10 protein-coding genes are annotated in these 12,614 nt (G+C 38.3%); 9 read left to right on the forward strand and 1 reads right to left on the reverse strand.

Features of this window, described 5'->3' with window-relative positions; genetic code table 11:
• Positions 1–202: 202 nt before the first annotated feature.
• Positions 203–4,411: a two-component regulator propeller domain-containing protein gene (locus AB657_RS05105; RefSeq protein WP_047245503.1), complete on the reverse strand. Its 4,209-nt coding sequence runs from the start codon at positions 4,409–4,411 to the stop codon at positions 203–205.
• Positions 4,412–4,719: 308 nt separating this feature from the next.
• On the opposite strand from AB657_RS05105, the gene AB657_RS05110 reads away from it, so the two are divergent.
• The 9 genes from AB657_RS05110 to AB657_RS05150 all read left to right on the forward strand — a co-directional run bounded on the left by AB657_RS05110 (position 4,720) and on the right by AB657_RS05150 (position 12,459).
• Entirely contained in the window at positions 4,720–5,205 is a 486-nt protein-coding gene (locus tag AB657_RS05110) for a DUF6653 family protein (RefSeq protein WP_047245504.1), read from the forward strand.
• A gap of 67 nt (positions 5,206–5,272) precedes the next feature.
• Positions 5,273–5,824 carry a DUF3592 domain-containing protein gene (locus AB657_RS05115; protein WP_047245505.1) on the forward strand — a complete coding sequence of 184 codons (552 nt, stop codon included), beginning with the start codon at positions 5,273–5,275 and terminating at the stop codon, positions 5,822–5,824.
• Positions 5,821–6,312, forward strand: a complete 492-nt coding sequence (locus tag AB657_RS05120) for a DUF3592 domain-containing protein (RefSeq protein WP_047245506.1) — start codon at positions 5,821–5,823, stop codon at positions 6,310–6,312. The genes AB657_RS05115 and AB657_RS05120 overlap by 4 nt, the downstream gene beginning before the upstream one ends.
• Positions 6,313–6,462: 150 nt before the next feature.
• Entirely contained in the window at positions 6,463–7,557 is a 1,095-nt protein-coding gene (locus AB657_RS05125) for an ATP-grasp domain-containing protein (RefSeq protein ID WP_047245507.1), read from the forward strand.
• A gap of 224 nt (positions 7,558–7,781) precedes the next feature.
• Complete coding sequence (locus AB657_RS05130; protein WP_047245508.1) at positions 7,782–8,147, forward strand: DUF3592 domain-containing protein; 366 nt, start codon at positions 7,782–7,784, stop codon at positions 8,145–8,147.
• A 174-nt stretch (positions 8,148–8,321) separates the two neighbouring features.
• Positions 8,322–9,521 carry a tryptophan synthase subunit beta gene (trpB, locus tag AB657_RS05135; protein WP_047245509.1) on the forward strand — a complete coding sequence of 400 codons (1,200 nt, stop codon included), beginning with the start codon at positions 8,322–8,324 and terminating at the stop codon, positions 9,519–9,521.
• Positions 9,522–9,875: 354 nt separating this feature from the next.
• The gene (locus AB657_RS05140; RefSeq protein WP_047245510.1) at positions 9,876–11,162 is read left to right on the forward strand and encodes a sensor histidine kinase; all 1,287 of its coding nucleotides are present in this window, start codon (positions 9,876–9,878) and stop codon (positions 11,160–11,162) included.
• 65 nt (positions 11,163–11,227) lie between these two features.
• The gene (locus tag AB657_RS05145; RefSeq protein ID WP_047245511.1) at positions 11,228–11,674 is read left to right on the forward strand and encodes a PepSY-like domain-containing protein; all 447 of its coding nucleotides are present in this window, start codon (positions 11,228–11,230) and stop codon (positions 11,672–11,674) included.
• Between the two features lie 14 nt (positions 11,675–11,688).
• Positions 11,689–12,459 carry a DUF2490 domain-containing protein gene (locus AB657_RS05150; RefSeq protein ID WP_047245512.1) on the forward strand — a complete coding sequence of 257 codons (771 nt, stop codon included), beginning with the start codon at positions 11,689–11,691 and terminating at the stop codon, positions 12,457–12,459.
• The last annotated feature ends 155 nt before the right edge of the window (positions 12,460–12,614 follow it).

Below are 12,614 nucleotides of genomic sequence, written 5' to 3' on the forward strand. Positions count from 1 at the left end.
ATTAGGTTCAACAAATACAGATAAAAGTGTGCATTTGTTCTTTGTAAAATTATCGGTATCCTATGCCGCAAAACTTATAATCCCATATCAAATGCTTATAAAATAGTATCATATCCATAATATTTATGGGGTTTACAAAGCATTTGTAAAAATGATGACTTATGTATAATAAATAGATGAGTTTTTTAAAGAGGAGAATTTCTCAGTCTTTTCTATACTCTTTTGGACTACATCCGTACGCTTCTTTGAAGCATCTGGAAAAGTAACTTGGTTCTTTAAAACCAGAAAGAAACGCAATTTCAGAAATCTGGAATTTATCTTCTTCCAGTAACAAGACCGCATACTTTAAACGAATGGATTTAATAAAATTGTTGGGGGTAAGTCCGGTCAATGCCTTTACTTTTCTAAACAATTGGGCTCTGCTCACCCCTACTTCGGTGGCCAACATCTCTAAGGTAAGGTTTTGATCCTGTATATTGTCTTCGATAGTTTGTTTCAGTTTGTGCAACAACTTTTCATCAACCGAGGTCGCCGTTACCTTTGAAGGTTCTAAAATTTTGGCATTTTGAAACATCAATCTAAGCTTTTCCCTATTTTTTATAAGGTTATTGATCTTGGCAACCAATATATCGCTATTAAAGGGTTTGGTTATATAAGCATCGGCCCCAGAATTTATACCTTCTACCACCTGCTGGTCTATAGCTCTGGCACTAAGCAATATTATAGGTATGTGGCTCGTTTCAAAATCATCTTTAATTCGTTTACAAAGCTCAAGACCATTAATTTCGGGCATTAGAATATCGCTAACCACTACATCGGGGTTTTCTTCCTTTATTAGGTCAATTCCTTCTAAACCATTATTTGCGGTAAAGACATTAAAACTATTTTGCAAAATGCGTTTTAAATAGATCCGCAATTCGTCATTGTCCTCTATAATGGCTACACTATAATCTTTCTTTTCTATTGTTTTAAATTGTTCTTCGCTAGTAGTGGCATGCAATGTTTCTGTATGAACATTGGGCATTACCGATTGCGGTACCGCCGTTTTAGAAACTTTATATAGATCGTTGTTTTTAGGCAATAGTATCACAAACGAAGCTCCTTTGTTCTTTTTACTTTTTAACAAAACGGAGCCATGGTGCATCTCGGCAAGTTGTTTTACCATGTATAGCCCGATTCCCGTACCGGAACTAACGGTATCTTCTTGATAAAAACGAACAAATATATCCTTCATTTTTTCTTCGGATATTCCCCCACCATTATCCTGAACCTTTATATACACATAATTGTTCAGATCTACTTGCTCTTTTTTTCCACAAATAAGTTTGTATTGATGCCCTTGAAATTTCTTTTTCTTTTCTCTTAACTCTCCGATCGACACCTTCACCTTACCTTTATTATCAACGGCCTTAAAGGCATTTGACAATAAATTATAGAGTATCTTCTCTACCTTGTCCTTGTCATAAAACATGAGTATTGGTGTGGTCGGTAGATCTATCTTATAATGTATATTCTTGATCTTTGACATATGCACGAACGAATTGGCAATTTCGTGAACGGTCTCTACCATATCGCCTTGGCCTATATGCAGGTCTAATTTTCCGTATTCATATTTTCTAAAATCCATTATTTGATCTACCAGCATACGCAACCGTTCTACATTGGTTTTAACAATGCCCAACAATTCGTTATCGCTGCCCATTCTTTTTTGCCTAATCAAACTTTGTATAGGATCCAATATCAGGGACAACGGAGTTCTTAGTTCATGGGAAATATTAGTAAAGAAGACTAGTTTGGACTCATTGATCTCGGAGAGTTTTTTACGCTCCATTTCTTGGATCTTCAGTTCATTTCTACTGTCTCGTATCTTTATAAGTACCAGCACAAACGATGCTATTACGGACAAACCGATAAAGTACCACAATAATCTCATCCACCAAGTGGCATACCAAGCTGGCAATACCTCGATATCAAAAACAAGCTCTTTAGGGTTCCAAACTCCATCGTTATTAGTTCCCATGAGGTGAAACTGATAATTGCCCTTCGGAAGATTTGCGTAGTTAATAGACCTCTTGTTTCCTAAATAGCGCCAATCGGCATCTACCCCTACCAACTTACATTTATAATAATTATTGCTCGAATATGGCAAGTGTAACGAGGCAAATTCCAATCCAACAGTATTTTGCCCGGATTTTAGGGTTATGGCCTTTGTATAGGATATTTCCTCTTTTAATATTTGATTCTGGTCATTGGCTCTTACCTGTTTACCATTAACGTTTAATTTGGTCAACACGAGATTTGGGCGGTAGTTATTTTTATGTATTTCTACAGAAGAATCATACCTATTTAACCCATTGGCTCCTCCAAAATATAAGTTTCCCGAACTACCGCGATGTACAGAGTTTCCGTTGAACTCCAAAGATTGTAAGCCATCTTTAACACCAAACCTTTCTAGTTCATCGGTATTTATGTCATAAGTGAACAACCCGTTATTGGTACTTGCCCATAGTCTGTTCTTTGCCCGGTCGTAAAGTATACCATAAACATACCCTGCTCCCATGCCCAAAGATTCGGGTGACCTGTTCAAAGAAAAGAAAGGCATAATTTCTTTCTTGGACACATCTATTTCGCAAATCCCAAAATTTGTACCCACCAGAACTTTGTTGCCCGAGACTTCACAAAGGTTATAGGATTCATAGTTCTCGAAATACTGTTTATAGGTTTCGGGAATTCTAATGATCTTAAAGTCCAACGGTTTTCCAATATTCATGTACTTAGACATGTGTATACTGTAATCTGCAAATTCTAAATAAGCCACCCTACCGTTCAACGTACCAAACCATATCCTATCTTTACTATCCAATAGCATAGAGTATATAATTTTGTTATCCAGCGAAGTTTGCACCGAAGTATTGGTCACCTGCCTTAATACCCCTGAAGCGGTGTACACATATAATCCATTAGAGGTACTGATCCATTTATTGGTGTCTTTGTCCTCTAAAATAGCATAGACGTTTTCACCGGACAAAAGGCTTGGTCTTTGATGGTAAAATTGATCTCTAAGTTCCTTATTAATTATTATGGGCTTTTTTATAATATAAATGCCATTTTGGGTGCCGACCCACACGAACCCTTTTTTATCTTGAACAACAGACCTTATATGCCCTAAAGCGTTGTTTATATTTGGTGACACATGTAACTGCCTATCCTTATTTAAGACAAAAAGCCCCTTACCACGTGTACCTATCCATAAATTAGAATCGGTATCTTCCAATATGCCATGAACATTGACAATTTCTGAATCATTTTCACCGCCTTGTTCTATTTTATTGATAACATGAAACCTACGCTCTAGGGTAACTACGGTATTTACTCCTGCATCGGTACCTACAACGATCATTCCCGAAGGGTCTTCGTACAGTGCTCTTACAAAATCGTTGTTTAGTGTATTGGCATAATTTATCTTATGTCTATAATTCTTCCAATTTTCTGTTTCCTCGTGAAAAACAAACAAACCTTCACCCTCCGTACCTATCCAAATTGCGCCGTTTACATCTTCCAAAAAATTATTAATCACCCCAGCATTGGGCCAATTACTATATTTATTTGAAATTGGCCTTAATTTTAAGGGTAAATCTTTGACTATATCTTCTTCCTTAAATTCGGAATAATATGTTTCCCCATCCGCAAAAACAAGCAGATCATTAGACTTGGTAAGATACAGTGTCCTGCAATTTTTTGGAGTGCCTTTCTCCTGCTCCAATACCATATCTACATTTTTTGCAATGGTATTACCCTGTCTGACAAAGAAAATACCCGCCGATGTTCTAATCAATGCCCCCATGTACGCCACCATAACCTGATATACATCTGGAAGAACACCTGTATTATCATACCCTTCGAATTGAATCTCTTTTATCGTATGTGACCCTTCTTTTTGCAATTTTACCAAAAAAAGTCCGTCAATAGTGCCCACATAAACGCCCTTATCATTAACATCTAAAGAGGTAATGTAATTACTGTGTTCAGGATTGGTTTCGGACGGAAAAATGTAATCAAAAGTACCTTTGGACCTATTCAATATATTTAGACCGTTCTTGGTACCAACCACTAAAAAATCATTGAACCCGTTTACCGCCGTTACCCACGGATTGCTAAGCCCGGTCTTATCGTTAAAAGTGTTGGAAAAAATTTCATAGTCGTACCCGTTATACCTATATAGACCGTCCATTTTGCCTATCCATAAAAAGCCCTTATCATCTTTGTAAAAAGAAGACGTTACGTTGTCGGTAATATCCAATTTATCGGAGAGCGAGCTGATCTTATAGTCAAAATCCTGTCCAAAACAAGCAGTAAAGGCCACTAGGACGAAAAACGCAAAACAGTATAAATTAGTTTTCTTAACAAACATCAACGGCCACGGAAAATTGAAATTATCAACCGCTAAAGTTAGTGAAATAGAATATGAATCCTCTCTTTTACAAGATTAATACGCCCCATATACATCGCAAGATTTTTTTCGCCATATAGTACCCATTATATCAATGGAATAAAACAAAATATGTAATGAAAAAAGCAAAAAAATTATATACACTGAGCGTATGACATATAATAAATGGTCTTTGTATATTTATAAAGTAACTACATAGAAAGTTTCTTCCCCCATTAAACAATCTAAATTTGTAAGCAACAAGAAAACAACCAACCAAAGAGCAACGCATGACTTTAGAAGAAAAAATAGCAAAAGCCTTCGGTCTTAAAGGCGATAGTTGGATGAGACATGCCAATCCATGGTCCGTTTGGACAAGGTTTATATCATTGCCATTTATAATTTTGGCGGTATGGTCCAGGTTATGGATCGGTTGGTACTGCTTAATTCCAATACTGCTATTGATTGTTTGGATAAAAATAAACCCTACACTATTTAAAAAACCAAAAAGCTTTGATAATTGGGGCTCAAAGGCTGTACTTGGTGAAAAATATTGGTCCGAAAGAATAAAAAACCGAATTCCGAAACATCATAAAACACCTGTCTTAATTCTTACCATCTTACAAATCATAGGTGCTATCGTTCTAATATTCGGTCTATGGAAACTAAAAATAGATTGGACCATAACCGGAACCATAATTGTTTATTTTGCCAAAATGTGGTTTTTAGATAGAATGGTTTGGGTATTTGAGGATATGGCAGCAAACACTAAATAGCCGGAACAGTAATTAAACGATATAAACTGTGATAAAAACACCTTACGATAGATTATAACCAAGTCCAATGAAACATCTGATCAAGGCCTTATATTTTTTAACGTTGACCATACTTTTTCTTTTTTTGGTACTGCAGGTAGTTCTCAGTTGCTATTCTTTCTATAAACCGCTGCAACGGATATTGGAAAACAATAGGTTTCTGTGGGAAAAGCGAGTCGCAAATATCGAGTTGGTCGAACTCGATAACCGTCCCAATCCCGATATGCCCAAAGAAACGTCGATGGTCTTCCCTATCAATGAATGTAAAATCAAATATGCTTACGAATATAACGGTAAACACTATAGCAATATGCAAATAGGCCTTAATACCAAAAAAGAATACGATAGTAAATTTCATACAGAGCTGTACGGTAAATTAAAAGAGATGAATACGGTAGCTGTTTACGTTAATCCGGAAAATCCGGGACAATCGTCCATTCTTAAATACGACCTTGACCTAAAGGATATTGGAGCCGGCATTGCCCTGCTCATATTCCCTTTGCTTCTGGGGTATTGGATATATATAGGTAAAAAACATCCGGCCAATTATCTAGCGGACCAAATAAAAACGTTGTCATGATCATCACATTTTTTATTGGCTTCACGGTTTTCTTTTTTGGGGTAAGCTCCTATATACTTGATAAAGGTTCGAAAAAATGGAATCGGACCATAGGAAGGATTGTACATTCGGAAATAAAGGAAAGAACGATGAAGGATTCGGACGGCCGAAAAGAAATAAGTTATAGGCCAGATTTGGAGTATGCTTATCGCCCAAACGGCCAAGAAAATGAAATTATCGGTAAAAAACTTTTCCCTTATTTTGAGTTCTGGTCTCCCAATAAAAAAGAGATAAAAGCCATATCGGACAAGTTAAAGGATAACACCCAGGTCTATGTCTTCCATCATCCTAAAAAACCCACCAAATCGTGCCTAATTGTGGGACATAACTATTATGTGTATTACGCGATTTCCGCAGGAATGTTCTTTATGGCCCTTGCCCTTGTCATATGGATCTATGAGCTAAGCGAAGACCTTACCTTGGTCATGGATCAAATTACCGCAAGATAGTCGGACCAATGAAAGGGCCATCTATACGCATGGGTACATCCCCGCCAACACTATACAAAGTCAAGACAAAAAATCGCCAAAAAAATATAAAATAGTAGCTTTGGGCCCTAAAGAACGAAACTGGACAAGGAGTATAAAAACCCATACAGCATGATTGCAATTTTGTACCAAGCCCAACCATCGCCTATAAAAAATGGCATACAAAAACCCATGAAACCGGGCGGATATTCCGACAGTGGTGCCGATATCACCTTCGAATTGTATTCCAAGGGCGTAAAGGTGTGTACACCGGTAGACCGGCCCCACATTGAAAAGGATCTGGACTGGGTTTTTCCGGACACCGAGGAGGGAATTGAAAATGCGATCCGTAAAGGGGCCAAAATACTTTGGTTGAATACCGTACTTTACAAAGGGCACCCTATAGGGAAGTTCTTTGATCGCGATATAGAACTTGTAGGGCAATTGCCCCATCAGGTAGACACGTACGACGATAAATGGACTACCAACAAATTATTGAGGGAGCACGGTATTTTTATTCCCAAAACCACTTTAATAACCCAAGACCAAGGCAAGGACTACGATCAACAAGACCTCAATTTTCCCGTGGTCGTAAAACCTATTCGTGGTAGGGGAAGCCAAGGGGTTGCCGTGGTCAGGGACAAAAACGAACTGGACGCTAAACTGGCAGATCTGTTTTCAAGTGGACATTACGGCTCGTCGGTATACATAGAACAGTTTTTAAGCGGACAAGAAATAACCGTTACCGTAATGCCTCCGGGCGATTATTATATAGAGGGTGAAAAACAACACTTTGAAGCCCCCTGGTGCCTTCCCCCTGTAAAAAGGTTTAACCATAAAGACGGGATCGCCCCCTACAACGGAGTTGTGGCCGTAGTGGAGAACAGTGCCCTGTTGGATGACGGGGAACGGCGTTCCAAAGAAATTACGGATACCTGCCGCCAGTGCGAAAAAGCGGCGGAATTGTTAACTATTAAAGCCCCCATAAGAATCGATTGCAGGGCCGATGAAAACGGTCGCTACTTTTTGTTCGACCTGAACATGAAACCCAATATGACCGGACCATCAAGGCCCCATAGAAAAAACCAGGACAGCCTGTCGTTATTGGCTGCCAAAGGTATAGGATGGAACTACTTTGATCTACTCCAAAATATGCTCCGGCAACGTTGGAAGGCCTCTAAATCACGACAGGCAAAGAAGCCGAATACGACCGGTTCTATAACATAAACCCCGACCGATCCAAAAATGAACTTCGACCATTGGAATTATAGTATCACCGCCACCCTATTTATCATCATATTTACCCCTTTGGCACTCTATTTTGGGTATTGGTTATTAATTACGGGAATAGTAGGGGCTCTAAAAATGCTTCAAAGTAAAAAATGGAAACCTGTAATCGGAAAAATAATAGCTTCACAAATTAGATTAATACCTACAGTAACGATTCGAGTATGGGTACCAATTTTAGATTCGTACTTAAAAAAACATATACCTATAGTTTTAACGGAAAAACATTTACCTCGGGTCAGACTTTAGCTTCCGATTATCTGTACGACAAAGAATTTAAGAATATTGAAAAGTTTCCCCAAAAGTATGGGGATTATAAAAATTATCCTGAATACATCGCTTTAGAAAAAATATCCGTCACTGTAATAGGCAAACCAGTGACGGTGTATGTAAATCCTAACAATCCTACATCGGCTTGTTTAGAAAATAGGTTTGAAAAGGAAATATTTTTACCGATTTTTATGGGGTTAATTTTAAGTTCTGGGGCAACGTATTTTTTATACACCGTTTTTAAAAGTTTAATACCATAAAAAATACCAATGAACAAGAACGTTCTGGTTCATCTAAACGCTCATGTTTATGACATCATCAAAATAAGAATTCGTCTCTGAGACAGATTCCAAACTCTGGCCCAGAAAAGAAATAAACAAATCAAAAACAACGGATCGGGCCCTGTGTCCGATCAAAAACCAATTTAAAACAGTATGAGTAATTATTTTAAAAAGTACCCCGACAGCGAAGGCTTTTTTGAAGATTATGGCGGTGCTTTTATTCCGCCTGCCCTAGAGGTAGAAATGAAAAAGATAGCTGACGCCTATCACACCATCAGTAAATCGCACAATTTTATTCAAGAATTGCGAAGTATTCGTAAACATTATCAAGGGCGTCCGACTCCCGTTTACTACTGTTCGCGCTTATCACAAAAATACGGAGGGCGTATATACCTAAAACGTGAAGACCTTAACCATACGGGTGCACACAAGTTAAACCATTGCATGGGCGAGGCCTTACTTGCAAAGTATTTGGGCAAAAAGAAACTTATTGCAGAGACCGGTGCCGGTCAACATGGTGTAGCTTTGGCCACTGCAGCGGCATATTTTGGATTGGAGTGTGAAATACACATGGGCGAGGTAGATATAAAAAAACAGCATCCGAATGTAGTTCGCATGAAAATATTGGGCGCCAAGGTGATACCTGCCACCCATGGTCTAAAAACCCTAAAAGAAGCTGTTGACTCTGCATTTGAAGCCTATTTAAAAGATCCGGAAAATAGTATTTATTGTATAGGTTCTGTAGTGGGGCCACATCCTTTTCCGATGATGGTCCGCGATTTTCAACGTGTGGTAGGCATCGAGGCTCGAGAGCAATTTATGGATATGACAGGGGAATTACCCGATAGCGTGGTTGCCTGTGTAGGTGGTGGCAGTAATGCCATTGGTATATTCTCTGCCTTTTTGGATGATGAAGAATGTAACTTGTACGGCGTAGAACCTGGGGGGCGTTCTTTAGAGATGGGCGAACATGCCGCCACGATGACATTTGGCACCCCAAATGTCATACATGGTTTTAAATGCTATACATTACAGGACGAGAACGGTGAGCCAGCTCCGGTATATTCCGTGGCAAGTGGACTGGACTATCCAGGTGTAGGGCCCGAACATAGTATGCTTAAAGATATGGGAGCGGTCAATTACGATGTAATAAACGACAAAGAGGCCATTGACGCTTTTTATGAGCTCAGTAGATTGGAAGGCATTATTCCTGCCCTAGAAAGCTCTCATGCCGTTGCTTACGGCCTAAAATTAGCGAAAGAACATCCCCACAAATCGGTATTGATCAATTTAAGCGGTAGAGGTGATAAGGATATCGACTATGTGGTAGAAAACTATGACTTGCCCGAGTAAAACATGGTCAAGACCCTATATAAATTCTCTATTGGATTCTAATAAATAGAAGAATCATACGAGGGTTGGTATGTGATGTTCTTTGTAAACGCTATAAAGAGCATCACATATTTATTTATGCCCCCTACCCCAATATTACCCTATGTACAAAAAACAAGAATTCCCATTTCTTTCCAACATCTTAAAGTAAATTTAAAACGTGAAAATTTCCGTAAGAAAAGAAAAGCAACTACTTCTTTGCAAGAGTAAAGCATTCTTTAAAATGGAATGTTTTTTAGTTAAACCCAATTGCAGTTACCTTCTTGGCAAAAAAAAGATGCCAGATTTCGGCATTGGTAATTACCCCTTTTAAAGATGAAATTACTAAACCAATCCATAAAATATATCTCCATTTCTATCTTGGCCATAGTTACTGTCTGGGCCGCGGTATTCTATTATAATATGCTCAACGAAATAAAAGGAAGCATAGACGAGGGATTGGAACATTACAAACGAATCATCATAAACAACGCCCAAAAAGATTCTACCATTTTAAACAAAAGGCAATTTGACGAAAGTTTTTTTGCCACTAGAAAAATACCGAAAAAACAAGCCCTTTCAGTAACGGACACCTATCTGGACACTATTTTTTATATGCAGGATGCAGATGACAAAAAACCGGAAGCAGAACCTGTAAGAATGCTTGTTACCGCCTTTGAGGTAGACGGGGAGTATTATGAGCTAAAAGTAGCCAATTCTATGGTCGAAGAAGACGATTTGATCAAAGAACTCTTTAATGATACCATTTGGCTTTATTTTAGCTTGATCATTGGTGTAGTTCTAATCAATAATTTTGTACTTAAGAGGCTATGGAAGCCATTTTATGAGTTTTTGGGCCAGTTAAAGAACTTTCGTCTTGGTCACAGCCGAACATTTCCGAAAGTAAAAACCAATACCAAAGAATTTACTGATCTACAAAATGCCGTAAATGTACTGTTACAACATACGTTAGAAACCTACGAACAGCAAAAACAGTTTATCGGAAATGCCTCCCATGAGTTGCAAACGCCTTTGGCCATAGCAACCAACAAACTAGAACTGTTAATAGAAAAAGGCAACCTAGAAAATGAACAGGCCCAAAATATTGCCGAAATATTACAGATTATAGAACGCTTGGTAAAACTGAACAAATCATTATTGCTGTTGACCAAAATTGAAAACAAGCAATTTTTAGAGAACCAAGAAGTGTCGCTCAACAAAGTAGTCACAAAAAGTATGGGCGACCTTGAAGATATAGCCGCCTTTAAAGATGTAACCATATCTTTGAGAAAGAAGGCAGAACTGTCCTTTAAAATGGACGCATCACTTGCTAACGTAATTATATCCAATTTATTAAGAAATGCTATATTCCATAATATTCCCAACGGAAAAGTGACCGTCGAAATTACAGAAAGCTCACTTAAAATAAGTAACACCGGCGATCCACAAAAGCTTGATGAAAATCTGATTTTTACACGTTTTTACAAGCCGGACAATGTGTCTAAGGGAACGGGGCTCGGCCTAGCCATCGTAAAGGCAATTTCCGACCTTTATGGTTTAAAGGTCTCGTATGCCTTTGAGAACGATTTACATTCCTTTAAAATAATATTTCCCATAACATAGCCCCCTTTCCCAAGTTTTTCCAAATTCGGGTCGTTGATTTGTCTTATAATTAAAAACATAATAAGATGAAAAAGCAAGTTTTATTTATTGGCATATTAATAGCTACAGTCTTTTCTTCACAAGCCCAAGATTTAGTACAAAACCAAGTACCGTCGGTTATTCTAAACAAGTTTCATGAACAGTTTGCAAAGGCAACGGATATAGAATGGGAAATGGACGGACTCTTATACAATGTCGAATTTGAAATAGGCTGGAACACCGACCATGAAATATGGTACGATACCGAAGGAAACATCATAAAACACAAAGAGGACATCTCTAGAAGCGAATTGCCCGAAGCGGTCAGAAATGTTATAAAAACAAATTTTAAGGGGTATACCATAGATGATTTGGAACGTATAACCGACAATGGAAAAGTTTGCTATAAAATGGAGCTTAATTCATTGGTGAAAGAAGATTGGGACGTGGTCATGGATGTTGATGGAACGGTGTTAAGCAAAATTGCCGATTAAAACCGTTACCGAACATGCGAAGGTTTTTTTTGATTTTCTCATTGGTGTCCATCTATTGCTTCAATGGTCTTGCCCAATTCACCCCTCCGGGATTGGGCAAGGCAAAAACCGCTTCTTGGTTCGCTATAGGGGTAAAACAAAAATTGAACGAGAAAGGAACCATTAGTTCCGCAACGCATTTGGGATTGGGACGTATTAGCGATCCAGATAATTATAATTTATTTCAAAAACAGTCCATTTACGTTCTTAACGAAGAAATATCCCATCGTTTCAAAGAACATTGGGCCTATTCCATAGCTTTAAGTTATAGATGGCAGAATAGGTACAAGGGTACCGAACCCTACGAATTGGATGACCCTAATGCGCGCCAAGAAATTAGGGCTTACGGCCGTTTATCTTATCTCGTGACTTTCAAGAAAATGGATTTTGCCATAGATTTTCGTCCCGAATATAGACGGTTTTACGACCCTGATTTTTCCTCAGCTACCGAAAACACCCAATTCCGTTCCCGATTTCGGGGAAAAATGACCATCGGGCTTAATTCCACTAGGACGGATAAACTTATTACAACCGCCGAGTTTTTGTTCTCTACTACAAAAACAGGCTCTTGGAGTGCTTTTAAGTATAAGGAAACGCGTTTATGCCTGTATTATTCCCATACCGTTCCGAAACTAAAAACCACGTTCAATTTAGGGTATATGAACAATATTTTGGGGACATCATCAATAACGGGTGTACACTACCTGGCCTTTGATATAGCGATTAAAAATATCTTTGGCACCTAAGAAACGGGGCAATACCAACCTTTGGTCCAAAATAGGTACAATGCATGTGTACCTTCGGTTCAAATCCTCTGGGGAGGACATTTAGTACATCTTAACAAACTAGATTTGCGCCATTGTTTTATTAAGAATACATCATAAACTTTCAATACTGTTTT

This window comes from Maribacter thermophilus, from assembly GCF_001020565.1.
Taxonomy (GTDB): Bacteria; Bacteroidota; Bacteroidia; order Flavobacteriales; family Flavobacteriaceae; genus Maribacter; species Maribacter thermophilus.